Origin of the sequence: Nocardia sp. NPDC059764 (genome assembly GCF_042732555.1) — a bacterium.
In the GTDB taxonomy this organism is placed as follows: domain Bacteria; phylum Actinomycetota; class Actinomycetes; order Mycobacteriales; family Mycobacteriaceae; genus Nocardia.
The window spans coordinates 1-23,545 of the sequence record NZ_JBHWHH010000091.1 but is presented as its reverse complement, the minus strand read 5'-3'; the positions used below and the strand labels follow the sequence as shown (position 1 = coordinate 23,545).

At 68.3% G+C, this 23,545-nt stretch carries 23 protein-coding genes; 10 read left to right on the top strand and 13 right to left on the bottom strand.

Annotated elements, in window-relative coordinates; translation table 11 throughout:
• Window positions 1-5: 5 nt before the first annotated feature.
• The 6 genes from ACFV4K_RS20715 to ACFV4K_RS20690 form a co-directional block, all read right to left on the bottom strand.
• Window positions 6-377, bottom strand: coding sequence for a DUF1214 domain-containing protein (locus ACFV4K_RS20715; protein WP_379276900.1), 372 nt, complete (start codon window positions 375-377; stop codon window positions 6-8).
• Window positions 378-625: 248 nt separating this feature from the next.
• Complete coding sequence (locus ACFV4K_RS20710) at window positions 626-979, bottom strand: hypothetical protein (RefSeq protein ID WP_379276884.1); 354 nt, start codon at window positions 977-979, stop codon at window positions 626-628.
• A gap of 172 nt (window positions 980-1,151) precedes the next feature.
• Complete coding sequence (locus ACFV4K_RS20705; RefSeq protein ID WP_379276883.1) at window positions 1,152-2,231, bottom strand: phosphotransferase enzyme family protein; 1,080 nt, start codon at window positions 2,229-2,231, stop codon at window positions 1,152-1,154.
• On the bottom strand, window positions 2,228-3,547 hold the full coding sequence (locus ACFV4K_RS20700; protein WP_379276882.1) for a purine-cytosine permease family protein: 1,320 nt from the start codon (window positions 3,545-3,547) through the stop codon (window positions 2,228-2,230). Before ACFV4K_RS20700 ends, ACFV4K_RS20705 begins: the two co-directional genes overlap by 4 nt.
• Window positions 3,548-3,746: 199 nt before the next feature.
• Entirely contained in the window at window positions 3,747-4,193 is a 447-nt protein-coding gene (locus ACFV4K_RS20695; protein WP_379276880.1) for a hypothetical protein, read from the bottom strand.
• A gap of 112 nt (window positions 4,194-4,305) precedes the next feature.
• The gene (locus ACFV4K_RS20690) at window positions 4,306-4,917 is read right to left on the bottom strand and encodes a Uma2 family endonuclease (RefSeq protein ID WP_379276879.1); all 612 of its coding nucleotides are present in this window, start codon (window positions 4,915-4,917) and stop codon (window positions 4,306-4,308) included.
• Between the two features lie 104 nt (window positions 4,918-5,021).
• On the opposite strand from ACFV4K_RS20690, the gene ACFV4K_RS20685 reads away from it, so the two are divergent.
• The 3 genes from ACFV4K_RS20685 (at window position 5,022) to ACFV4K_RS20675 (ending at window position 7,342) form a co-directional block, all read left to right on the top strand.
• On the top strand, window positions 5,022-5,423 hold the full coding sequence (locus ACFV4K_RS20685) for a DUF4190 domain-containing protein (RefSeq protein ID WP_379276877.1): 402 nt from the start codon (window positions 5,022-5,024) through the stop codon (window positions 5,421-5,423).
• Between the two features lie 28 nt (window positions 5,424-5,451).
• The gene (locus ACFV4K_RS20680; protein ID WP_379276875.1) at window positions 5,452-6,135 is read left to right on the top strand and encodes a TrmH family RNA methyltransferase; all 684 of its coding nucleotides are present in this window, start codon (window positions 5,452-5,454) and stop codon (window positions 6,133-6,135) included.
• 64 nt (window positions 6,136-6,199) lie between these two features.
• Window positions 6,200-7,342 (top strand): glycoside hydrolase family 76 protein, encoded by a 1,143-nt coding sequence (locus ACFV4K_RS20675; protein ID WP_379276873.1) that lies wholly within the window; start codon window positions 6,200-6,202, stop codon window positions 7,340-7,342.
• Window positions 7,343-7,382: 40 nt separating this feature from the next.
• Here the strand turns inward: ACFV4K_RS20675 and ACFV4K_RS20670 are convergent, their stop codons facing one another.
• A complete protein-coding gene (locus ACFV4K_RS20670) occupies window positions 7,383-8,099 on the bottom strand; it encodes a DedA family protein (protein ID WP_379276872.1) in 717 nt (238 codons plus the stop codon).
• 8 nt (window positions 8,100-8,107) lie between these two features.
• Entirely contained in the window at window positions 8,108-8,761 is a 654-nt protein-coding gene (locus ACFV4K_RS20665) for a DedA family protein (protein ID WP_379276898.1), read from the bottom strand.
• Between the two features lie 228 nt (window positions 8,762-8,989).
• Here ACFV4K_RS20665 and fbaA point away from each other — a divergent pair, with 228 nt between their 5' ends.
• From fbaA to ACFV4K_RS20650, 3 genes are all read left to right on the top strand, one after another.
• Window positions 8,990-10,027, top strand: a complete 1,038-nt coding sequence (gene fbaA / locus ACFV4K_RS20660; RefSeq protein ID WP_379276870.1) for a class II fructose-bisphosphate aldolase — start codon at window positions 8,990-8,992, stop codon at window positions 10,025-10,027.
• A 90-nt stretch (window positions 10,028-10,117) separates the two neighbouring features.
• Window positions 10,118-11,236 (top strand): BTAD domain-containing putative transcriptional regulator, encoded by a 1,119-nt coding sequence (locus ACFV4K_RS20655; RefSeq protein WP_379276869.1) that lies wholly within the window; start codon window positions 10,118-10,120, stop codon window positions 11,234-11,236.
• A gap of 65 nt (window positions 11,237-11,301) precedes the next feature.
• Window positions 11,302-12,768, top strand: coding sequence for a DUF4185 domain-containing protein (locus ACFV4K_RS20650; RefSeq protein WP_379276867.1), 1,467 nt, complete (start codon window positions 11,302-11,304; stop codon window positions 12,766-12,768).
• Between the two features lie 128 nt (window positions 12,769-12,896).
• Here the strand turns inward: ACFV4K_RS20650 and ACFV4K_RS20645 are convergent, their stop codons facing one another.
• Both ACFV4K_RS20645 and ACFV4K_RS20640 read right to left on the bottom strand, forming a co-directional pair.
• On the bottom strand, window positions 12,897-14,033 hold the full coding sequence (locus ACFV4K_RS20645; RefSeq protein ID WP_379276866.1) for a fused (3R)-hydroxyacyl-ACP dehydratase subunits HadA/HadB: 1,137 nt from the start codon (window positions 14,031-14,033) through the stop codon (window positions 12,897-12,899).
• A 207-nt stretch (window positions 14,034-14,240) separates the two neighbouring features.
• Window positions 14,241-16,901 (bottom strand): hypothetical protein, encoded by a 2,661-nt coding sequence (locus ACFV4K_RS20640; protein ID WP_379276864.1) that lies wholly within the window; start codon window positions 16,899-16,901, stop codon window positions 14,241-14,243.
• A gap of 83 nt (window positions 16,902-16,984) precedes the next feature.
• On the opposite strand from ACFV4K_RS20640, the gene ACFV4K_RS20635 reads away from it, so the two are divergent.
• Window positions 16,985-17,428, top strand: coding sequence for a DUF3151 domain-containing protein (locus ACFV4K_RS20635; RefSeq protein ID WP_357284848.1), 444 nt, complete (start codon window positions 16,985-16,987; stop codon window positions 17,426-17,428).
• A gap of 58 nt (window positions 17,429-17,486) precedes the next feature.
• A complete protein-coding gene (locus ACFV4K_RS20630; RefSeq protein WP_379276896.1) occupies window positions 17,487-18,581 on the top strand; it encodes an aromatic acid exporter family protein in 1,095 nt (364 codons plus the stop codon).
• 39 nt (window positions 18,582-18,620) lie between these two features.
• Here the strand turns inward: ACFV4K_RS20630 and tnpA are convergent, their stop codons facing one another.
• A complete protein-coding gene (gene tnpA, locus ACFV4K_RS20625; RefSeq protein ID WP_379276863.1) occupies window positions 18,621-19,070 on the bottom strand; it encodes an IS200/IS605 family transposase in 450 nt (149 codons plus the stop codon).
• A gap of 22 nt (window positions 19,071-19,092) precedes the next feature.
• Between tnpA and ACFV4K_RS20620 the strand changes: the two genes are divergently transcribed.
• Entirely contained in the window at window positions 19,093-20,289 is a 1,197-nt protein-coding gene (locus tag ACFV4K_RS20620; RefSeq protein ID WP_379276862.1) for an RNA-guided endonuclease InsQ/TnpB family protein, read from the top strand.
• A 45-nt stretch (window positions 20,290-20,334) separates the two neighbouring features.
• Here the strand turns inward: ACFV4K_RS20620 and ACFV4K_RS20615 are convergent, their stop codons facing one another.
• Window positions 20,335-21,117 carry a site-2 protease family protein gene (locus tag ACFV4K_RS20615; RefSeq protein ID WP_379276860.1) on the bottom strand — a complete coding sequence of 261 codons (783 nt, stop codon included), beginning with the start codon at window positions 21,115-21,117 and terminating at the stop codon, window positions 20,335-20,337.
• A 60-nt stretch (window positions 21,118-21,177) separates the two neighbouring features.
• A complete protein-coding gene (locus ACFV4K_RS20610; RefSeq protein WP_379276858.1) occupies window positions 21,178-21,837 on the bottom strand; it encodes a hypothetical protein in 660 nt (219 codons plus the stop codon).
• 276 nt (window positions 21,838-22,113) lie between these two features.
• On the opposite strand from ACFV4K_RS20610, the gene ACFV4K_RS20605 reads away from it, so the two are divergent.
• Entirely contained in the window at window positions 22,114-23,424 is a 1,311-nt protein-coding gene (locus tag ACFV4K_RS20605; RefSeq protein ID WP_379276856.1) for an adenylosuccinate synthase, read from the top strand.
• The last annotated feature ends 121 nt before the right edge of the window (window positions 23,425-23,545 follow it).

Sequence of the window (23,545 nt, the reverse complement as noted above, 5' to 3'; positions counted from 1 at the left end):
ATGAGTCAGTTGGCGATGGTGACCGCCGGGGGATTCCAGCTGCCGTCGATGATCTTCTCGTCGGGCCAATAGGTGCGGAGCATCAGGTTGAAGTTTCCGGACTCGGGTGCGGGCAGCCAGTTCGATTCCTTTGTCGGTTCCGGCTTTTCACGCTGGATGTAGATGTCGACCGAGCCGTCCGGGTTCTTGGGCAGCAGTTCACCGCGCAGGGCGTAGCGGTTGATCGGGTTGTCGACGAAGAAGCCCTTCCCGTCGTACATGGTGACCGACCAGAATCCGTGCACGGGCGGAATCTGGTCGGCAGGGAAGTGCAGCACGTAGTTGTGGGCGGAGTCGAGCGGCTGGTTCTTCGCGTCGATGTGGGCTCCCGGGTACAGGGCGTCCTGCGGCAGGTTCGCGCCCAGACCGGCGTAAGCGATGACGGCGCGGACACCGTAATGTGTGCCGTAGTCGCCGATGTCCTTGCGCGCGGTCTTCCAGCCATTGACCGGCTGGTTGTCGATGTCGGCCTCGATCTTGCTCAGCGCCGTCGAGAACGCCTGCTCCCACTGTGCGCGTTCGGAGCTCGGCAGCGTGGCGAGGTCCAGCTTCTTGTCCGGGGTCCATCCGATGTCGGCCAGCTGTTTCAGGATGGCCTTGTCATCCGGCCGAGGGTGTCCACGTTCGGGCGGACGACATTCTTGAAGTTCGCGTCGGGCAGGAAGGCCAGGGGTGCGAGCTGGTTCATCGGCGCCACGCCCTTGGACGGGTCAGGCGCGGGCACATTGGTTTGCTGTCGCCGCGTCACCTCCACCGACACCAGCGGGTAGGTGTAGACGTAGGCGTTCACCGCGGCCTCGTCCTTGTTCGCCGCGGGGGTGGTGGTCTCGGACGAGGTCGAGGAATTCGATGAGCAGGCTGCCGCGGTGGCGGCGACGGCCATCGTCGCGAGCAGGGCGATCGCGGTGCGCGCGTGCGGGAACCTCTTCTTGCTGGCCAACGCAGACCCTCCATCGATGTGGGGTATGAGGAGCTCGAGCAGCCAACCTGGTCAGCTAATTTTCAGCAAGGTTGACGAGGGCTAAGTGAACCCGACTTCTTTGGATAATGTTAGGGGAATTTTCGCCCCTGACCGGGATGGGTACCGGTCGGTGTGTGCACGTGCCAATGTTTTAGCGAATTGTTAGCAATCCGCGGTTGTGGTTCCACCAGTCGGTGTGGCCCAGGAAGTAGTCCGTGTAGGCGATCTCGGCGTTCTGCTCGTTGCCGCCGGGGACGACGGCCAGGAAATAGTCGATCTCGGAGAGCTCGTATTCGCAGTGGACCAGGGGGAGCAGGGCGGGTAGGGCCCGTCGTTCCGCCGCGGACAGCGCCCGCACCGACTCGTATCCGCCGAGCAGGGCGCGGACCTGATCGGCCCGCACGTTCGCCGGGCCACCCGACCGGACCGAAATCCAGTCCACCGCACAGCGTTCGATGGCGGTGGCGAGATCGTGAACGGCCGTGGTGCGGTCGCACAGGCCGAAGTCGATGACCGCGGTCACGTCGCGGTCGCGCCAGAGCAGGTTCGTGCCGTGCCAATCATTGTGTGTCCACAGCGGTTCCAGGTCGGCGAGCAGGGGATACAGGCGCTCGTAGGCCGGAAGCTGGACGCGTGCCATATCGCCGCGCCAATCACGCCGCGCCAGGAACGCGTCCAGCGCGGGCCGTTCGACGGCCCGATGCGCCACGGCCGCAAGGGGATCGGCGGAGGAGAAGATGCTGAAACCGGCTAGGAGCGGGCGCGGCGGGCGTCGCGGCGCATCGTAATCGGCGGCCGCCAGGTGCAGCCGCGCCAGGGCGCGTCCGGCCGCGGCCGCCTCGTCGAGGGAACGGTAGGGCGACCAGGAGAAGACGCCCGCGTAGTCGTCGGAGCCGACGCCGAGTTCCTGTACCTCATAAGCGAATTCGCCGAGGTCGAGGGCGCGCAGCACAGCGGGAACCGGAATCCCGCGCTCGCGCAGGTGATCCATGAAACGGTGCTCCTCGCCGAGCGCCGCGGCGTCCCGCAGTGTGCGGGGCAGGCGTTTGAGGATGACCTCGCGCTCGTCCGGCAGCCGGATCCGCGCGGTGGCCGAGAGCGGTCGCGGACTGCGCCATTCGATGCTCGCGTCCGCGCCGAGCGCCGCTTCCACCTCGGCGGGAGTGAGTGCGGGCCAATCGGGTTCGACCAACGGGTCGAGCCCCATGCCGTAGACCCGCCCGTCGGTCATCCCCGGCGCAGCCGCACCAGGATCGCCGTCACGGCGGCGGCCGCCAGGAACGAGTACAGCGAGGCCGAGGCCCACCAGCCCGGATGGATGCCGAGCGCGTTCCGCGCCGTGGTCCAGAAGTCGCTCCACCAGGTGATCGAACCGGGATTGAAGAGCTGGTAGACGACGAATCCGATCACCCACGGCAGCAGCATGAGCGGGCGGGTGGGGGCGTGCTCGGTGAGATCCCAGCCCGCGCGGCCGCGGCCGAAGAAGTAGTCGACGACCAGGACCGCGCACAACGGCACGAAGACCGACCCGATCAGGTACAGGAAGTTGGCGTAATTGCCGAAGTCGCGCACGGGCAGCGCCAGCAGCGTCACGAGCGCGCCGACCAGGGTCGCCAGCAGCCGCCGATCCACCCGGGGCAGCAGATTCTGGATCGACATGGCCGTCGAATAGATATTGGCGAAGGACTGATCCGACTCACGCAGCACCAGCACCGCGAAGAACAGCCACCCGGCGGTGACGCCGAGGAAGGTGTCGAAGATGTGGTCGGCGCTGCCCGCCTGCAGGATCGCGAGGATGCCGAGCAGATAGCACCAGACCTGCGCGACCGAGTAGCCGATCACGGTGGCTCCGGCCGCGGTGCGCGCGGACCGCGAATGCCGGGTGTAGTCGGCCGCCAGCGGCACGAAGGAGATGGAGACCGCGAGGGTGGAGTCGACGGCGGGCCAGAACCCGCTCCAGCTGGTGTCGGTCGGCATCGGAACCGGTTGCAGCAGCAGCTGAATCGTGAAATAGATCAGGGCGATGCCGACCGCCACCGACACGTATTTGCGCAGCGCGCGCACCGCGGACAGCGGCCACACGGCCATCACGGTGGACAGCACGCCCGCGCCGACGATGACGATCCAGTGCGGCACCCGATCGTGGGTGAGCGCGGAGACGCCGAGCGTGATGACCGTCAGCTCGTATACGCCCCAGCCGATGCACTGCACGATATTGGCGACCGTCGGCACATACGACAGGCGCGTGCCGAACAGTCCGCGCAGCACCGCCATGGCGGGCGCGCCGGTGCGGGCACCGATGGCGGCGGGCCCGGCCACCATGGCCGCGCCGACCACGGTGCCGAGCACGGTGGCCAGCAGGGCTCCGGTCAGCGGGAGGTTCGCGCCGGCGGGGGTGAGCACGACCGCGGCGCCGCTGAACCCGATCAGGCTGACGCCGAGATTCAGCCAGAACGCCGCCTGATCGGTGAAGCCGAGGGTGCGCGGCGGCTCGGTGTCGAGTACCAGCGGCGCTTCCCGGCGGTCCGGTGTGTCGGCGATCGTCATGGTCAGGATGCTACGGCCCGGATCGGGCAAATCCGGCAGACCGTCCCCCGAGCGCACCCGGCTCGGGCGCGGTGCCACCCTGTGCCGGCGGTCCGGTGAGCGCCGGGTCGCAGGCTCTGCGGGACGCGGTTCACGGGCACAGCGGGATGCGGGGCGCAGGCCCTGCGGGACGCAGTTCGCAGGCTCTGCGGGACGCGGTTCACAGGCACAGCATGATGCGGTCGCGGTTGCGCGGATCGACACGGATCGAAATCGTGCCGCCCACCGCGATTCTCGGCTTGACCACGGGTTCCACGTCGAACACGATGCTGCCGTAATAGGTTTCCGACCCCGGCACCACGAGCTCGAGGTCGAGTTCGGTGAGCTCGGTGCAGTGGTCGGTGCGCTGCAGCGGGTGCACGCCCTCGATGTTCGCCCAGCCTTCGAGCCCGTGCCGCAGCAGTTTCCGGTCCGAGCGGGTGGGGCGCTGGGCGAGCAGCATGCCGAGTCCGAGGAAGGTTCCGTACAGACCGACCAGCGTGACGACCTGGACGGGGATGGTTCCGGGCGGGGTGAGCGGGACCAGCCAGCCCAGCCAGAGGCCGAGTGCGACGAGATATGCCGCCGTCACTCCGAGCACGGTTCTGGCTATGCGCGCGTGGTCCATCACACCCTCCAACCACGGCCTCCGGGATTCCAGGATAGTCCCGAATTTTGTCCCGTGTGACCGATCAGGCGAGGTCAGAGGGTATGCGCGGCAAATCGAGAGCTGCTCGGGATCACACCGAGACGCCGGAAGGGCGTAGCGCGGTGAGCGCGTCCAGGTCCAGGGGCAGGCCGATGTCGTCGAGTTCCAGGGTCACCTGTCCGACATGCTCACCGGTCGGTATGTACCGGCCGTCCTGCAGTCGAAAGGTGTACAGCCGCAACGCATCCTCGGTCTCCAACAGCCAGTAGTGCCCGATTCCGGCCGCCGCGTACTCCGCGAACTTCATCACCCGGTCCACCCGCCGCGACCCCGGCGCCACGATCTCGATGGCCGCCAGCACATCCGGCGGCCGCACCCGGGTGGCGTGCTCGGCCCCGGCCGCCCCGCCGACGATCAGCACGTCCGGCACCCGCACCGTCGGCGGCGTGCCCTCGTCGATCAGCAATTCGATGCGCGCCATGGCGGCCATGCGCCGCGGCAGCGCCCGCTCGAGCTGAGCTGCCAAGCGCCACACCGCGAGTTGATGCCGTGGCGGTTGCGGCGCCACGACCAGCACGCCGTCCACCAGCTCCCGGCAGTGCCGGTTGTTCTCGGGAAGCAGCGACCACTCCGCGATGGACAGCAGGTGATTCGGCCAGTATTCAACCGATTTCAGCAATTCCGCGGAACTCGACCGAGTCATGGTTCCAGTCTTCCACGCCCGGCAACCGCGCAGCGATGTTTCAAACCTTCGGCCACGGAAGCGCCCGCACCCGTTGTGGCGCACCACCACCTAGGCTTGCGCGCATGACCTACGACGCGCCCCCGCCGGGCTGGGATCCGCAGTCCCAGGGCCAGCAACCGGGCTACTACCAGCAGCCCGGTTATAACCCCGGCTACCAACCGCCGGTTCCCGGCTACTACCCGCCGGGCTATTACGGTGCGCCCGCCCCGGATCATCCGCAGGCCGTGGTGGTGCTGATCCTCGGCGTGATGAGCCTGGTGTTCTGCCAGCTGCTGGGGCCGGTGGCCTGGATCATGGGCGGCAAGGCCCGCCGCGAGATCCGCGACTCCCATGGCGCCATCGGCGGCGCCGGGATGGTGACGGCGGGCTGGATCTGCGGGATCATCGCCACCGCGCTGATGCTGCTGGTGATCCTGTTCGTCGTGTTCGCGATCATCGTGGGTGCGGTCGGGGCGTCCCAGTAGTGATTCGCTCGGCAACTACCATCGCCGGGTGAGTTCCACCCCGATCGCCGACGAATCCGAAGCCCCCGGTCCGACCGAGTGGGGCGAGCATCCGCACGGCGTCGGACCGTGGCGGGACGAGTTCGGCACCGAGCCGCCCGCCGATCCGCGCCTGGATCCGGAGCTGCTCGCGCACGGCGACCGCCGCAATGTGGTCGACGCGTACCGGTATTGGCGGCGCGAGGCGATCGTCGCCGACATCGACAGCCGGCGACATCCGCTGCACGTGGCCATCGAGAACTTCGGCCACGACGCCAATATCGGCACCGTGGTGCGCACCGCCAACGCCTTCGCCGCCGCGGCCGTGCACATTGTCGGGCGCAAGCGCTGGAATCGGCGCGGCGCCATGGTCACCGACCGCTACCAGCACATTCGCCATCATCACGACACCGCCGAGCTGTTGGGCTTCGCGGCGGAGGCCGGGCTGACCGTGGTCGCGGTCGACAATGTGCCCGGCGCGGTGCCGCTGGAAACGGTGCAGCTGCCGCGTGATTGCCTGCTGTTGTTCGGACAGGAGGGGCCCGGGGTGACCGAGGCCGCGAAAGCGGGCGCGTTGCTGACCGTTTCGATCGCGCAGTTCGGTTCCACCCGCAGCATCAATGCCGGGGTGGCCGCGGGCATCGCCATGCACGCCTGGATCCGGCAGCACGCGGACCTCACGCGGGCGTGGTGAGGCGTACGACTCTCGGTAACAAATAAGCCACGAACACTCTTGTCCGATTGGCATTATTAGTCCCATGACATCGCGGACCGGACGCAATATCGAGCCGACGGCTGCCCTCTGGTCGCAGCGGGCCGATCTCGCCGAATCCGCGATTCTGTCCCGTCACCTGCGCAAACTCTGGGGCTCCCCGGGCACGCAGCTCGGGGTGGTGGGCTGGCCCGCCACCAAACGCGAGCGCACGTTCGCGTTCTGGCACTACTGGTGGCAGGCCCATCTGATCGACTGCGCGGTCGACGCCGCCAATCGCGCGCCGACCCCGGCGCGGCAGCGTCGGCTGTGGTCCATCGCGCACGGCATGCGGCTGCGCAATATCACCGGCTGGACCAACAATTACTACGACGACATGGCCTGGCTGACCATCTCGCTGGAACGGGCCGAGCGCACCCAGGGCGTCGAGGAGGTCCGGGGCGCGCTGCTGATTCTGGAGAAGACGCTGGTCAACGGGTTCGAGCCGGAGTTCGGCGCGGTGCCGTGGCGGAAGGGCTCGGATTTCTACAACGCCCCCGCCAACGGACCGGTCGGGATTGCCATGGCGCGGCTGGGCCGCTACACCCGCGCCCAGGAACTGGCCGACTTCCTCGACACGAAGCTGCGCGACCAGGAGACCGGTCTCATCTTCGACGGCATCCATCTACCGTCCGGCGAGGTGGAGAAGCCCGTCTACAGCTACTGCCAGGGCGTCACCCTCGGCCTCGAGACCGAACTCGCCGTGCACACCGGAGAACCCCGGCACGCCGACCGCGCGGTCCGGCTGATCGACGCCATCGACGAGCACCTGACCGAGAACGGCATCGTGGTCGGTGACGGCGGCGGCGACGGCGGCCTGTTCAACGGCATTCTCATCCGCTACCTCGCGCTGGCCGCGCTCATGCTGCCCGGCGACGAACCCGACCGGGTGAACGCCCGCCGCAAGGCCGCCGCCATCGTCCGCGCCTGCGCGACCGCGGCCTGGGAACACCGCCTCGATGTCGAGGGCGAACCGCTGTTCGGCGCGGACTGGCGGCAGCCCGCCCGGTTGCCCGGCATCGCGGGCGCGGGCGTCTTCGAGGGCGGTTCGGTGAGTGCGTCCAGCAGCCCGGAACGCGATCTCTCGGTACAACTCTCGGGCTGGAAACTGATGGAGGCCGCGCACACGGTGACGGCCGCCGGACTCTAGCGGCCGATCGGACCGGATCGGGCGTTGTAGTGCCGGGGAATCAGGCGTTGTGCTGCCGCGGAATCGGCACCGTCGCGGGTTCGTCGAGATCCACGTCGAAATCCTCGGCGGGCCGCGCCATTTCGGCCCGGTACTGCCGGACGCCGATCACGGTCCCCAGCACCAATCCGACGACCAGGGTCCCGATCACCGCGGGCATCAGCCACGAGATGTCCTCGATGAAACTGCCGGCGTAATAGCTGGCCAGCAGGATCACCGGCGCCCAGATCACCGCCCCGATCGACGAGGCGATGGTGTACTTGCGGTGATCCATCCCCGCCGCGCCCGCGACCAGCGGGCACAGCGTGCGCACCCACGGGATCCAGCGGGCCACCAGCACCGCCAGGAATCCGTGCTTGTGCAGCAGTTCCGAGACCCGCGCCAGATTGCGGGTGTTGATGTACTTGCCGTTCTTGCGCGCGACCAGGTGATGCCCGGTGCGATGCCCGAACACGTACCCGACCTGATTGCCCGCGATGGCCGCGATCATGGTGCCCACCGACAGCGCCCACACGTGGCCCTCGCCATTGAGCTGGGAGGCCAGCACCACGCCCGCGGTGATGAGCATGGAGTCACCGGGCAGGAACAGCCCGATGATGAGTGCGCACTCCAGGAACACGAACGTGAGGACGATGGTCCACACGAGGACCGGTCCGGCCGTTTCGAGCGGTCCGAACCCGCCGGAGGCGAGGGTCGTCGTTAGCGGGGTGGTCGGCACCGAATGGCTCAGCGGGTCGACTCGTTCGACGAGGTGGCGTACTCGGCCTGCTCCGGGTGCTGACCGCGGTGCAGCAGGTTCTTACCGACCGCGATGATGCCCGGGAGAATGGACACGAACACGATCAGCAGGAAGATCGCCTCGACGTTCTTGCGGATGAATTCGACATTGCCCAGGAAGTACCCGAGCACGGTCACGCCGCCGCCCCAGAGGACCGCGCCGATGATGTCGACGGTCGCGAACTTGCGGTAGTCCATCTTCGAGACACCGGCCAGCACCGGCATGAAGGTGCGCACGATGGGCACGAAGCGGGCCAGGACGATGGTCTTGGGGCCGTGCTTCTCGAAGAAGGCGTGCGTCTCGGTGATGTAGCGCTGCTTGAAGAAGCGGGTGTCCTCCTTCTTGAACAGCGCCGGGCCGATGGTCCGCCCGATCCAGTAGCCGCTCTGGTCACCCAGCCAGGCCACGAACGCGGTGGCCGGCACCAGCCACCAGATGTTCATGCCGGCCGGCGGGTGCGCCTGGGCCGCCAGCAGACCGCCAGTGAACAGCAGCGAGTCGCCGGGGAGGATGGGGAACAGCAGGCCGGTCTCGATGAAGACGATGGCCAAGATCGCCGGGAGCACCGCGTGGGACAACCACGTCTCCGTGAGGAGGTGCATGGGGTCCAAGATCGCGGGCAGCGCGGCGTTGGTCGTCACGGCATCGGATACGGCCAGCAAGGTCACGGCCACCACAGTACCGGTACCCCGGACATCACACCGAACGTCGAAGCAACCTCACAAAGTTGTCGAGTATCCGAGGCCCCGGACCGTGGAAAAAGCCGCTCCCCTATCGTGTGGGCTGACAGAATTTTGTTGTATCGCAGCACACACCCCACGGAGGTCCACGTGCCCATCGCGACTCCGGAGATCTACGCCGAGATGATTGCTCGGGCCAAGCAGAACTCCTTCGCGTTCCCCGCCATCAACTGCACGTCCTCGGAGACGATCAACGCGGCCATCAAGGGCTTCGCGGACGCCGGTTCCGACGGCATCATCCAGTTCTCCACCGGTGGTGCGGAATTCGGTTCCGGCCTGGGCGTGAAGGACATGGTCACCGGCGCGGTCGCGCTCGCGGAGTTCGCGAACGTGGTGGCGGCCAAGTACGACGTCACCATCGCGCTGCACACCGACCACTGCCCGAAGGACAAGCTGGACACCTTCGTGCGCCCGCTGCTGGCCATCTCGGCCGAGCGCGTGAAGAACGGCCTGAACCCGCTGTTCCAGTCGCACATGTGGGACGGTTCCGCGATCCCGATCGACGAGAACCTCGAGATCGCCAGGGAACTGCTGAAGCAGGCGCACGCCGCCAACATCATCCTCGAGGTCGAGATCGGCGTCGTCGGTGGTGAAGAGGACGGTGTCGAGGCCGAGATCAACGAGAAGCTGTACACCTCGCCCGAGGACTTCGAGAAGACCATCGACGCGCTCGGCGCCGGCGAGAACGGCCAGTACCTGCTGGCCGCCACCTTCGGCAACGTGCACGGCGTCTACAAGCCGGGCAACGTGGTGCTCAAGCCCGAGGTGCTGGCCGAGGGCCAGCGCGTGGCCGCCGCCAAACTGGGCCTGGGCGCGGACGCGCAGCCGTTCGACTTCGTCTTCCACGGCGGTTCGGGCTCGCTGAAGTCGGAGATCGAGGACTCGCTGCGCTTCGGTGTGGTGAAGATGAACGTCGACACCGACACCCAGTACGCCTTCACCCGTCCGGTCGCCGGCCACATGTTCGGCAACTACGACGGCGTGCTGAAGATCGACGGCGAGGTCGGCAACAAGAAGGTCTACGACCCGCGCAGCTACCTCAAGAAGGCCGAGACCTCGATGGCCGCGCGCGTCGTCGAGGCCTGCAACGACCTGAACTCGGCGGGACGCTCGATCAGCGCCAAGTAAGCTCAACGCTCGGGATTCCGCGCAGCGCAGCGGAATCCCGGGCAATTTTCGAGCGGCGGGCGCGCCGCGGTCTCTATCGAGGCAGGTGGCATGACTGTCGATGTACGGGTCCTGGGCCCCGTGCAGTTGTTGGTCGCCGGCCGGTCCATACCGGTCGGTGGTCCCAAGCCCCGCGCACTGCTGGCGGCACTGGCCGTGAACCGGCGGCGTGCGGTGTCCTCCCAGGCCCTGGCCGACATCGTCTGGAACGATGATCCGCCGGACTCCTATCAGGCCAGTCTCCAGGTGTTCGTCTCGAACATCCGCAAGACGCTGCGCACCGCCGGGATCGACCCGGTGGCGTTGCTGCGTACCGAATCCTCCGGCTACCGCCTCGAAATCGAGGACGACGAGTGCGATCTCGGGCGTTTCGAGACGCTGCGCCGCGAAGGCTCCGAGGCCGCCGCGATCGGTGACCCGGCCGCCGCATCCCGGCTCTTCGGCGAGGCCCTCGCCGAATGGAGCGGGCGGGCGCTCGACGATCTGTCGGGTCTCGGTTTCGCGGAGAGCTTCGCGACCGCCATGGACGAGGAGCGGCTGCTGGTCGCCTCCGCCCGCATCGACTCCGAAATCGCCCTGGGCCGTGCGTCTTCCGTGGTCGGCGAACTGGTGTCGATGACCAACGCCCATCCGCTGCGGGAACCGTTGTGGGCGCAGCTGATCACCGCGCTGTACCTGTCCGGCCGTCAGGCCGACGCGCTCGACGCCTGCCGCCGGGTGCGGACCGTGCTCGCCGACGAGCTCGGCATCGATCCGGGGCCCGCGCTGATCGCGCTGGAACAGAAGGTGCTGCGCCAGGAACCGTTGAGCACCGGGCAGATTCACGAGGTCGAGCGGATGGCCAAGGCCATGACCGAGACCGTCACCGAGATGCCGCGCGCCGTGCGTGCCGGGCAGCTGTGCCTGGCCGACGGACGCGTGGTGCCGATCGGCGCCAACGGCGTGAAGATCGGTCGCATGACCGACAACGATCTGGTGCTCGACGATCCGAAGGCCAGCCGGTACCATGCGCAGATCACGCCCAGCCGGGCCGGGCTGCTGATCAAGGATTTGCACTCCGCCAACGGGATCTACATCAACGAGCAGACCATCGAGTCGGCCGCGGTGCTCGCCGACGGCGATGTCATCCGGATCGGCACGACCGCGATCACCTTCCAGGCCCTGCGCTGACCTTTGGGGTAGGGTCCTTGCCCGGATGAGGTCCGGATGACCCTAATGTCGAGAGGGTTGAACGCATGGCCAAGCGGCTCGTGGCGGCTGCGGGAGCGGTGATCTTCGGGGCGGGAGTACTGGTCGGTATGGGCCGGCCGGCGGCGTCGGCGGATACGGAAACCGGTGCGACACCGGCGGTTCCGGGCATCGGCGCCTGCGCGACCGACCCCAGACCCGTACACGAGTCGGTGGTGCCCAAGACCGTCGAGGTGCCGGTGCCCTATCCGGTCGTCACGGTCGACACCGGGCCGCTGCCGGAGAACACCGAGCGCGTGCGGATGGAACTGCCGCCCGACCCGTGCGTGAACCCGTGCCCGGACCTCACCGACACACCCGCCGCGCCACCGGGACTCGCCGAACAACTCGGCATCCCGAAACTCATCGTGCGGCCGCAGCCGTTCAATTTCGCACTGCCCAACCCGAATCCGCCCGCGCTGCCGCCCGGGCCCGAACCCGCGCACCCGTCCAGCGAGCCCGCCGAGCGCACCCCCGCCCGGCCCACGCCGCAGGTCTCCGACGTGCGTGAGGTGTCGAAACTGACCGGCGCGAACTCGATCAACCGCACCGACAAGCGCTGGCAGGTGCAGGGCACCGACCTCGGCATCATGTGGCAGAGCGCGCCCGACGAGATCGCCATCGCCTTCGGCGACACCGTCGGCCGGGAATTTCATCCGCCCGGCGGCATGGGTGAGGACTGGCGCTCGAACCTGCTGGCGTTCAGCAAGAATCGTGATCTCGCCAACGGCATCGTCTTCGACCGCATGGTCACCGACGACCGCTGCCACGCCTCGGAAATGCTGAGCAGCCGCAAGCTGGACAATATCGAGATCACCACCATCCCCACCTCGGGGTTCGCGCTCGGTGACCGGCAGTACATGAGCTACATGTCGATTCGCACCTGGAACAGCCTGCCCGGCACCTGGTTCACCAACTACGGCGGGCTCGCCTACTCCGACGACCACGGCGAACACTGGACCAAGGACCCGTACGCCAAGTGGGAGAACATCTTCGGCGTCTCCAGCTTCCAGGTCGCGTCCATGGTGCCGCAGGGCGACTGGGTGTACATGTTCGGCATCCCCAATACCCGGTTGGGCGGGGTCGGGCTGGCGCGGGTGCCCAAGGAGCAGGTGCTCAACCCGACCGCCTACCAGTACTGGCAGAACGGCTCCTGGGGGCCCGCCGTGAACGGAAACGTCAGCGCCACACCGATCGTTGACGCGCCCGCGGGGGAACTGTCGGTCCGCTACGACGAGAACCGCAAGGTGTGGCAGATGAGCTACCTCGACACCGCGAAGGCGGCTCTGGTTGTGCGGGAATCGGATTCACCGCAGGGCGCGTGGTCCGACAGCGCGGTCACGGTCAGCGCGCTGCAATTCCCGGAGCTGTACGGCGGATTCATCCACCCCTGGTCGACCGGTGACGACCTGTACTTCACCATGTCGACCTGGAACGACTACAACGTCTACCTGATGCATGCCACGCTGAACTGATCGCTGAAGCCTGTAAATCGTCCTCGTACGTGGCAACTGGTTTCGTTGCGGCCGGGGTAACTCCAGGGTACGACCGAAATTGGTTCGGCACCTGGCCGCCGGCCCGCATGCGAGACGGTCGACGGCTCTCAGCCGTGCGCTGACGTTTCGGGGAGGCGGGACAGCCGGACCTCGGCGATGGCGCGGCCGAAGAGCTTCTTGCCCTCCGAGGTCGCGCCCAGCACGACGGTCGCCGCGCCGGTGGCCGCGTCCACCGACTTCACCTTGCCGGTGAACTCGACGAAGGTCGGGGCGGTCGGCTCCACCGGCACGAAACCGGAGAAGCGGACGCTGAACTTGCCCAGCGCCGACGGGTCGCCCAGCCAGTCCACCAGGTAGCCGGCGGTCAGGCCCATGGTGAGCATGCCGTGCGCGACCACGGTGGGCAGACCGACCAGGGTGGCGGCGGTATCGCTGAAGTGGATCGGATTCGGGTCGCCGGAGACGCCCGCGTAGTTGACCAGGTCGCCCCGGGTGACCGGCACCTTCGCGGCGGGCAGCTCGGTGCCCGCGGCCACGCCCGCGGCGGTCGGGACGGTATTGACCGGCAGCGGCGCGGCGGGGGCGGCCGGCTCGGCCACCTCCTCCGGGGCCAGCAGGATCAGGCCGTTCGGATCGGTGTCGAACTGGCCGGGCTCGACGACATGGCCGTGCATGACCACGCCCGACACGGTCTCGACCGCGACCGGGTCGATCTCGACGCCCTTGCGGGCCACGATGGTGGTGGTGGCGACCAGCACCGGCCGCACGTCGGCATCGGTCAGGGTGACCTTGACGGTGATGAAGTCGTTGTCGCCGAAGCCGCGGATGTTCTCCACCACCACGTCCACGCCCAGCCGGTCCCCGGCCAGGATCGGGCGGTGATACTCGAAGACCTGGTCGGTCTGCAGGATCTGCGAGACGTCGTACTCGGTGAGCACCGAGCCGATCAGCGAGCGGGTGGTGGCCGCGCCGATCACCGAGGCGAAGGTGGGCGAGGCCAGCAGGCCGCCGTAGCCGAGCTCGGCGGCATCGGTCTCGCGGTGGTGGGCGGCGTGGTCGTTGCGCACGGCGCGGGCGAATTCGCGGATCTTCTCGCGGCCCACGTCGTAGTGATCGCGCACCCGGAAGTGACGGCCGACCAGTTCGGCGGCGGTGGCGTTGGTCGGCTCCACGATGGTCTCCGCTTCCAGCGCCGCCAGGGTCTCTGCCGTATCCGGCACGATGTGCTCAGCCGTATCCGGCATCCGTACTCAGCTCCTGCATTCGTAACTTTATGGACGGCGTACAACACCGCTGAAGTGCCGGAATGCCGAAATGGCCAGCCCAGACAACCCAGACACCCTACCGACGTGCAGGTCTATTGACCAGGTTTATGTGATGTTCATCGCGAGCACGGGCGAGAACGTGTCAGGCCATTTCGCCGAAGCTGTCGATACCGATATTCGCCCCGGTCAGTTCGCGTTCTTGGGCTCACACACCTTCCACGAACCACCCTCGTTGCGCAGGTCGAAGGTCCGCGAGGAGAACTTCGCCGGATCCGCCTCGGTGAACACCGTCGCCTGCGCCAGCGCGGCATCACCGGTGATCTGGATGGCGTCCACGCTCTTCACCTGCGGGATGCTCTTCTGCTCCTTGGAGGTCTTGTACACGCTCGCGAACTGGTCGGTCGAGATCTTCTGATAGAAGTCGTGCTGCGCACCGCAGGTCACCGCCCGCAGCGTGTCCAGGTTCCCGCTGCCCAGGGCATCGGTGTACGACGTGATCGTCTGCTGCACCAGCGCTTCCGGCGAATTGTCGTCGTTGTGCTTCTTCACGCCGAGCACCACGCCGACGATCGCCACCACCGCGACCACCGCCGCGGCCACGCCGATCCACAACTTCTTCGAACCGCCACCGGACTTCGCGGCGCCGTCGACCGGCTCGGCCGCCGGAACCCGCTGCGGCTGCGCCAGCCCGCCGATCCCGGGCATGCCCTGCGACCCGCCGATACCGGGCTGCGGCGCACCGAGACCCGGGCCGCCGGGGCCCTGCGGAGCACCCGAACCCGGCTGCCCCTGCGGAGCATTCGGCCCGTGCGGTCCCTGCGCACCCGGGACCTGCGGAGCGTTCGGTCCCTTCAGCGCAGTGGGTCCCTGCGGCCCGCCCGGTCCCTGCGGACCCTGGGGCGTGTTCGGGCCCTGAGGTCCGCGTGGACCCTGCGGCGCACCCGCCCCGACCCGCTGTGGCGACGCGATCCGCGGCCCGCCGATCGGCTGGCCCGGCATGGTCGACTGGGTGTCCGCCGGAGACGGCGCGGTCGCGGGACGACGCGGGCCCATCGGAGGACCCATCGGCGGCCGCGGCGGCGACGGCCGCGTCTCCTCGACGGGCGCGTCCGGAGCGTTCCCCTTCGGCCCGACATTCCGCGGCCCCGCGTTCACCCGAGGCGTCTGCGGCGGCTTGCTGACCGCCCGACCCTGCGGTCCCGAAACCCGGATCTTCTCGGTCCCGGCCTCGCCCGACACCACCGGCAGCGCCGTCGTGGCGTCGTCGGCCGGATTCGGGACCCGCTTGATCACCACGGTCGCGGCGTCCCCGGAGCCCTCGTCCCCGGAGCCTTCGCCCCCGGACTCGCGGTCCTTCGCATTCGCCGGGGCCCCGGAATCGCTACCGCCGGACTTCTCACCGGCCGCGGCGCCATCGCCCGACTTCTCGTCGTCATCGGCCGAAGCGGCGGGCATCCCCTGCGTCGGAACATTCTCCGGCGCAGCCTGCTCCAACGCTCCGCCCTGACCGGCAGCGTCGCTCGAGGCCGCAGCAGCCGCGCCCGCAGCCCCGACGGCCGCGCCGCCCGCGACGGTCTTCCCGGAATCGGCGGAGCCGGATAGCCCCTGCTCGCCGGGCTTCCCGGTCCCCGGACCGCTCACCCCCTGCCCGGACCGCTGAATCTTGATCATCTGCGTGGTGGCATCGGCCTGTACGTCGGCGCCCTGCGCGCCTCCGTCCGCCTTCTCGCCGGCGGGCCGCTGAATCGGAATGAACTGGGTCGGAGCGTCATCGGCGGGCGACGGGGCTCCCGGCCCTTGCCCGCGTCCGGCCGACTGCCCGCCCGCATCGGATTGTCCAGCGCCGCCGGGCTTTCCACCGTTCGCGGGCTGCGCGGCGGATCCCTGGCGTTCCTGGGGCTCGGCAGCCGGAGACTGTCCACCCGGTCCGGATTGCGCGCCCTCCGAGGGGCGTCCACCCGCGGCGTTCCCGGAACCGGGTGCGGCAGCGCCGGATTGCGCGGACGCACCCGGCCGTACGCCCGACCCGCCGGGCGAGGGCTGCCCGCTCGGCGTGCTCTGCGGCTTGAACTCACCCGAGCCCTGACGCGCGGCCGACGGCTGTCCGCCGGGTCCACCCTGCGCTCCGGCAGGCGTTCCCGGTAGTCCGCCGGGCGTGCCTTGCGACCCGCCGGGCCCGCCCTGCGCTCCGGCAGGCGTGCCTTGGTGTCCGGCCGGCGTGCCTTGGTGTCCGGCAGGCGTGCCTTGGTGTCCGGCAGGCGTGCCTTGGTGTCCGGCCGGCGTGCCTTGCTGTCCAGCCGGCGTGCCCTGCTGTCCGGCCGGCGTGCCTTGCTGTCCGGCCGGCGTGCCTTGCTGTCCAGCCGGCGTGCCTTGCTGTCCGGCCGGCGTGCCCTGCTGTCCAGCCGACGTGCCCTGTGCTCCGGCGGGCGGCTGCACTCGGCCCGCGCCTGCCTGTCCGGCGGGGGACTGGCCGCGGCTCGCCGCCGGGGGCTGGACGCGGTTCGCGCCCGGAGTGCCTGCGGGCTTGGAGGTTTCGTAGTGGATGGTGGCGAAACCGGCGGGGCCGGACTTGGCCTGCGGGGTCTTGGGGGCGCCGGGTCGAGGTGCGCCGGTGCGGATTTCCTCGGTCCGCGCGTTGGGGGACGGGATGGCTTCGGTGGCGGCGGTCGGGGGTGCGGCGTCGGCGGTCGCCGGCGTGCTCGTGCCGTTCGCGGCCTGCGGGGCGGACTGGTCGGCCGGGTTCGCCGGGCGTGCGGGGGTGGCGCTGGTGTCCGTGTCGCCTGCGGCGGGACCCGATGCCTGGTTGGCAGGGCCCTGCTGCTGCTGGTCGTCTTTCGGGTCGGACACGCGTTGCACCCCTCGGATCGGCGGAACTGTGATTCGAAGGTCAGCCTACTGAGCATTCCGGGTACCGGTGCAGAATGATCGGCATGACCTCCTTCGGCGATCTGCTCGGACCGCAGCCGGTCCTCCTTCCGGAAAACATCGACGCGGAGGACGCGCTGCTCCAGAAACAGGACCCGGTGCAGGTCGCCGCGGCCCACCCGACCGCCTCCATCGCCTGGGCACACCTGGCCGAAGCCGCCCTGGAGCGGGGCGCCGCCGCCGACGGCGACGTCAACCTCGACATCATCTCCGCCTACGCGTTCGCGCGCACCGGCTACCACCGCGGCCTGGACCTGTTGCGCCGCAACGGCTGGAAGGGCTTCGGCCCGGTGCCGTGGAGCCACGAGCCCAACCAGGGCTTTCTGCGCAGCGTCGGCGCGCTCGCCAAGGCCGCCCGGGCCATCGGCGAGACCGACGAGTACGCGCGCTGCCTGGACCTGCTCGAGGACTGCGACCCGCGCGCCGCCGCCGAGCTCGGCCTCGACTGAATTGACCGGTGGCCTAGGCGAAACCATCGACGCCGCCCGCGAGAGCGGCGTCACCCGCATGCGCAAGGCCGCCGGGCGGGTCCGCTCGTCGCTGCTGCCGATCGTGCAGTGCGCCATCGGCGCGGGCGTGGCCTGGTTCATCGCCCACAATGTGATCGGGCACGAACACCCGTTCTTCGCGCCGATGGCGGCCATGATCTCCATCGGCGTCTCGTTCGGGGCCCGGCTGCGCCGCTCGATCGAGCTCATCGTGGGCGTGGCCGTCGGCATCGGCATCGGGGACCTGTTCGTGACCCGGGTCGGCACCGGCGGCTGGCAGATCATGCTGCTGGTGGTGCTGGCCATGTGCACCGCCGTCTTCCTTGACGGCGGTCCCGTCATCACCATGCAGGCGGCCAGTTCCGCGGTACTGGTCGCGACCCTCTACCCGCCCGGCCAGGGCGGCGCGTCCCTGCGCATGATCGACGCCCTGGTGGGCGGACTGGTCGGCATCGTGGTGGTGGCGGCCATTCCGCTGCACCCGGTGCGCCGCGCCCGGGAGCAGGCGGCCGGAATCCTGGAGGTGATGGGCGCCGCCCTCACCGAATGCGCCGACGGCCTGCTCGAACACGATGCCGCCAAGATCAAGGCGGCCCTGGAGGCGGTGCGCGGCACGCAGGGCGCGATCGACTCCCTGCGCAACACCCTCGAAGGCAGTCAGGAGATCATTCGAATCTCCCCGCTGTACTGGAACTCTCGCGCCCGCCTGAGCCGGTTGCGCGACGCCGCCGACCCGCTCGACAACGCGGTCCGCAATACCCGGGTGCTGCTGCGCCGCGCCCTCACCTCGGTCCGCGACGACGAGGTGCTCGACCCGGGGCTCATCGTGGAGGTCGAGAAGCTCGGTCAGGCGGTGGACGTGGTGCGGCGCATGATGCTCGCCGACCCGGACGAGAAACCCGATCCCGCCGAGGCGACCCGCGTGCTGCGGTCGGTCGGCAAGGGCGCGACCAAGGATCTGGTCCACGGGGCGGGGCTGTCCGCACACGTGGTGTTCGCCCAATTGCGGTCCATCGTGGTGGATCTCATGCAGGTGTGCGGCGTGCGGCGGCTGTCGGCCATGGCGCTGCTGCCCCCGACCGTCGCGCACCCCTACGTCACGCCGATCGATTGACCGGTGCGGTGTGCGCAAGCCCGGTCCTTTGGGGTTGGGTTAGCGCATTGAGGTTTTGGGTCGTCCGGGTTTGCGGGGTGGTCGGCGTTGTTGCTCGATGTATTGCTTGATGATGGATAGGGGTGCGCTGCCGTAGGAGGCGGCGAGGTAGCTGGGGCTCCAGAGGTGTCCGTTCATGTGGTGGCGGTTCACGCGTTCGGCGAATTCATGGTGGAGGCGGCGGGCGGAGACGCCTTTGAGGCTGTTCACGAGTTTGCTGATTGGGACTTTGGGTGGGTATTCGATCAGGAGGTGGACGTGGTCGTCCTCGCCGTTGAACTCGATCAGTTCGGCTTCGAAGTCTGTGCAGACTCCTCGCATCACTTGTTCGCACGTGGTCAGCATGGCGTCATCGAGGACTCCTCGGCGGTATTTGGTAACGAAGACCAAGTGGACATTGAGTGCGGATACTACTGATCTGCCTCGTCTGTACTCGGGTTCTGAAACCATAGGCCAATGGTAGACTGTGGGTGTGCAGCTTCGGTACCAGTACCGCGTGTATCCGACAGCGGGCCAGCGAGAGGGTCTGGCGCGGGCGTTCGGGTGTGCGCGGGTGGTATTCAACGACGGGCTGCGAGCCCGGCGGGACGCGTTTGCCGCGGATCAGCCGTATATCAAGGACTCGGTCCTGCAAACCCAGGTGATCACGCAGGCCAAAAAGACACCAGAACGGGCCTGGCTGGGTGAGGTGTCCTCGGTGGTGTTGGTGCAGGCGGTCGCGGATCTGCATGTCGCCTACCGGAATTTCTTCAATTCGGTCACCGGCAAACGTAAGGGCGCGAAGGTGGCCCCGCCGCAGTTCCGGTCGGCCAAGGATCATCGGCAGTCGATCCGGTTGACGCGCAACGGATTCACGCTGCGATCGAATGGCCGCCTGTATGTGGCCAAGGTCGGCGAGTTGAAGGTGGCGTGGTCGAGGCCGTTGCCCGCGACCCCGTCGAGCGTCACGATCATCAAGGATGCCGCAGGACGATATTTTGCGTCGTTCGTCGTTCAGGTCGACGACCACCCACTGCCCGTGGTCGACTCCGAGGTCGGAATCGACTTGGGTTTGACCACGTTCGCGGTCCTGTCGGATGGCAAGAGGGTCGAGTCCCCGAAGTTCCTGCGCCAGGCCGAGCGCAAGCTCGCCCGCGCGCAGCGGAACCTTGCGCGCAAGCGGAAAGGTTCGGCCAATCGCGCCAAGGCTCGCGTGAAGGTGGCGCGGGTGCATGCGAAAGTGGCTGATACGCGCAGGGATTGGGCGCACAAGCAGTCAGCGGCGATCATTCGTGAGAATCAAGCGGTGTTCGTCGAAGACCTGTGTGTGAAGGGATTGGCCCGCACCCGGCTGGCGAAGTCGGTGCACGATGCCGGGTGGGCGATGTTCGTGCGCCTGCTCGAGGAGAAGGCCAAGCGGGGCGGGCGGTTCTTCGGGAAGGTGGATCGGTTCTATCCGTCCTCGCAGATCTGCGCGCCGTGCGGGCATCGCGACGGCCCCAAGCCGCTGTCGGTGCGCGTCTGGACCTGCCCGGCCTGTGGGGCGGTCCTCGATCGTGATCTCAACGCTGCTCAAAACAATCTCGCCGCCGGACGGGCGGAGAGGCTAAACGCCTGTGGAGGCCAGATAAGTCCAGGGCTTGCCCCGGCACCGGCCCGCGAAACAGGAACCCACCGCGATGCCGCCTGAAGGTGGCATGGAAGGAATCCCGGTCCAGGACCGGGAGGACGTCAATCAGAGCCAGAAGCGCGTCAACCGGCTGCCCATCGACCACCACCCGCCCGGCAGCCCGGACAGCTCGAACAGCGCGTTCACCCCGTCGAAGAACAACCGGTTCACCTGCGGCGTGAACAGCAGCGCGAACAGGATCAGCAGGCCGTAGGGCTTGATCTGATCCAGCGACCGCCGGGTCTGATAGCTCAGCGACGGCTCCAGGATCCCGTACCCGTCGGTGCCGGGAATCGGCAGCAGATTCAGGACGGTCGCCGAAATCTGGAGGAAGGCAAGGAAACTCAGCCCGAACCAGAACGCGGCGTTCGAATGCAGACTGCCCCACAGCGACACGATGACCAGCAGCACCACCGCGCACAGCGCGTTCACCGCAGGACCCGCACCACTGATCATCCGCTGCGTGCGCGGACTGAAATAGTGCGAGTGCACGTACACCGCGCCACCCGGCAGCGCGAATCCGCCGAGCGCGATGAACACCACCGGCAATCCGATCGACAGCAGCGGATGGCTGTATTTGAGCGGGTTCAGCGTGAGATACCCGCGCATCTCCACTTCCCGGTCCCCGGCCCGCCACGCCACGAACGCGTGCGCGAACTCGTGCAGGCAGACCGTCACGATCCACCCGGCTACCACCAGGATGAACACTCCGAATTGGGCTCGGCGCGAATCGAGGTCGGCGTTCCAGGCGAGCACCCCGCCCAGTACCGCGACCGCCACCACCGCCAGGAACACGGGGCTGGGCCGGACCGCCCCGGAGGCTCGTCTCACCGCGCGCGCGTCATCCACCTGTCACTCCCAACTGGCCCGGCTCGTCATCGCCGTGCCGACACCCATTCTGGGGATGAATCAGCGAACCAGCAGCCAAGGCTCGTGGTGCCGATAGAACGTGGAGCGCTTCACCACCCGATCGGCGGTGATCCCGTCGCGGGTGACCAGCGCGCCCGGCGTGCCGAGCTGCATGGCGCGCCCGGCGACCCAGCGCTTCTTGCGCAGTCCGCGGGGCACGGTGGCGTGCAGGCCCGGCATCTCCAGCATGGGCGAAACATGCAGGGCCGCGACCTTTCCGGTGAACAACCGGGTGTCGTCGACGTAGGCCTCGCCCTCGAGTTTCGCGCCGCCCTCGCCGACGATGGTGGCGCGGCCGATGAGCACCTTGCCGGTGTCGTCGCGGATCAGCGGGGTCTCGACGGCCCGGCCCTCGAGCGCGCGTTTGGCGGCGGCGGACCCGGTGCCGGTCTCGTACGCGCGGGAGCCGTAGGTGCGGTCGATGGGCACGTAGCCGATCTCCACGCCGAGGCGTTCGGTGCGCATGAGGTGGGTGAGCACGGCGGCCAGCCCGGCGTCCTCACCGAGCACGATGAGGCGCGGCAGGCTGTCCGCGGCCATCACCGGCAGCAGCTCGTCCAGGGTCCCGGTGTCGGGAATGGCGGCGGTCTGCGTGAGGGACAGGGAAGCGAGCGCGATGGGAACGGGTGCGCCGTCGCAGCGGAGAACATGGGTACTCAACTGCCGAACACCCTCCTCTGGCCTGCCAACACCTATCCGCCTCGCTGCGTCCCGATGGAACCCCCTGCCGGTCCCTCTCCCCGTGCCACCATAGCCCTGTCTCATTTGCCCCGCTGTCCTCAGTGCGCATCCGTTATGTCTGGTTCATTCGGAGCCGGGGCGTGCACCTGGACGTATGTGGTCATCCAGTAAAGTGTGCCCACGGCCACCGCCTTCTGATGGCGGGTAGCTGCAGCAACATGGGTGCTGCGCGTCGAACCCGTAGGAGACACTCGCATGCCGGCAATCGTGCTGATCGGCGCCCAGTGGGGCGACGAAGGCAAGGGCAAAGCCACCGATCTTCTCGGTGACCGGGTCCAGTGGGTAGTTCGATACCAGGGCGGCAACAACGCGGGGCACACCGTGGTGCTGCCGAACGGTGAGAGCTTCGCACTGCACCTGATCCCGTCCGGCATTCTCACCCCCGATGTGACCAACGTCATCGGCAATGGCGTGGTCGTGGATCCGGGCGTGCTGCTGGCCGAACTCGCCGGTCTGGAAGAGCGCGGCGTGGACACCTCCCGCCTGCTGCTCTCGGCCGACGCGCACCTGATCATGCCGTACCACGTGGCCATCGATAAGGTCACCGAACGCTTCCTCGGCAACAAGAAGATCGGCACCACCGGCCGCGGCATCGGCCCCTGCTACCAGGACAAGGTCGCCCGCGTCGGCGTCCGCGTGGCCGATGTGCTGGACGAGAAGATCCTCACCCAGAAGGTCGAGGCCGCACTGGAATTCAAGAACCAGGTGCTGGTGAAGATCTACAACCGCCGCGCGCTGGACCCGCAGCAGGTGGTGGACGAGGTGCTGGAGAAGGCCGAGGGCTTCAAGCACCGCATCGCCGACTCGCGACTGCTGCTCAACGAGGCGCTGGAGCGCGACGAGATCGTGCTGCTGGAGGGCTCGCAGGGCACCCTGCTCGACGTCGACCACGGCACCTACCCGTACGTGACCTCGTCCAACCCGACCGCGGGCGGCGCGGCCGTGGGCGCGGGCGTCGGCCCCAACAAGATCACCACAGTGCTCGGCATCCTGAAGGCCTACACCACCCGCGTCGGCTCCGGCCCGTTCCCGACCGAGCTCTTCGACGAGTCCGGCACCTATCTGGCCAAGACCGGCGGCGAGGTCGGCGTCACCACCGGCCGCGCCCGTCGCACCGGCTGGTTCGACGCCGTGATCGCCCGCTACGCCACCCGCGTCAACGGCATCACCGATTACTTCCTCACCAAGCTGGACGTGCTTTCCAGTCTGGACACCGTCCCGATCTGCGTCGCCTACGAGATCGACGGCGAGCGCGTCGAGCAGATGCCCACCACCCAGACCGACTTCCACCACGCCAAGCCCATCTACGAGGAGATGCCCGGCTGGTGGGAGGACATCTCCGGCTGCCGCACCTTCGAGGAGCTCCCGGCCAACGCCCAGGCGTACGTGCAGCGCCTGGAAGAGCTGTCCGGCGCGCGGGTCTCGTGCATCGGCGTCGGCCCGGGCCGGGATCAGACGATCGTGCGCCACGACATCCTGGGTTCCCCCGCCTCCCCGCGACTTTAGCGGGCGGCTAAGTACCGTAACCGGTTTCGCACCCGTGCCTGCGGCCGGGTGCCGAACCGATCTTGGACGTACCCGGTGAGTTACCCGCATCTCACGAAATCAGTTGTCGCTGACTGAAGAA

Excerpts from the sequence above, each read along its gene's own strand:
- ACFV4K_RS20700 (WP_379276882.1), bottom strand. The coding sequence starts at position 3,547 with ATGACGATCGCCGACACACCGGACCGCCGGGAAGCGCCGCTGGTACTC.
- ACFV4K_RS20635 (WP_357284848.1), top strand. The coding sequence starts at position 16,985 with ATGACCTCCTTCGGCGATCTGCTCGGACCGCAGCCGGTCCTCCTTCCG.
- tnpA (WP_379276863.1), bottom strand. The coding sequence starts at position 19,070 with ATGGTTTCAGAACCCGAGTACAGACGAGGCAGATCAGTAGTATCCGCA.
- ACFV4K_RS20655 (WP_379276869.1), top strand. The coding sequence starts at position 10,118 with ATGACTGTCGATGTACGGGTCCTGGGCCCCGTGCAGTTGTTGGTCGCC.
- ACFV4K_RS20650 (WP_379276867.1), top strand. The coding sequence starts at position 11,302 with ATGGCCAAGCGGCTCGTGGCGGCTGCGGGAGCGGTGATCTTCGGGGCG.
- ACFV4K_RS20630 (WP_379276896.1), top strand. The coding sequence starts at position 17,487 with ATGCGCAAGGCCGCCGGGCGGGTCCGCTCGTCGCTGCTGCCGATCGTG.
- ACFV4K_RS20695 (WP_379276880.1), bottom strand. The coding sequence starts at position 4,193 with ATGGACCACGCGCGCATAGCCAGAACCGTGCTCGGAGTGACGGCGGCA.
- ACFV4K_RS20605 (WP_379276856.1), top strand. The coding sequence starts at position 22,114 with ATGCCGGCAATCGTGCTGATCGGCGCCCAGTGGGGCGACGAAGGCAAG.
- ACFV4K_RS20645 (WP_379276866.1), bottom strand. The coding sequence starts at position 14,033 with ATGCCGGATACGGCTGAGCACATCGTGCCGGATACGGCAGAGACCCTG.
- ACFV4K_RS20705 (WP_379276883.1), bottom strand. The coding sequence starts at position 2,231 with ATGACCGACGGGCGGGTCTACGGCATGGGGCTCGACCCGTTGGTCGAA.
- ACFV4K_RS20665 (WP_379276898.1), bottom strand. The coding sequence starts at position 8,761 with ATGCACCTCCTCACGGAGACGTGGTTGTCCCACGCGGTGCTCCCGGCG.
- ACFV4K_RS20675 (WP_379276873.1), top strand. The coding sequence starts at position 6,200 with ATGACATCGCGGACCGGACGCAATATCGAGCCGACGGCTGCCCTCTGG.
- ACFV4K_RS20690 (WP_379276879.1), bottom strand. The coding sequence starts at position 4,917 with ATGACTCGGTCGAGTTCCGCGGAATTGCTGAAATCGGTTGAATACTGG.
- ACFV4K_RS20685 (WP_379276877.1), top strand. The coding sequence starts at position 5,022 with ATGACCTACGACGCGCCCCCGCCGGGCTGGGATCCGCAGTCCCAGGGC.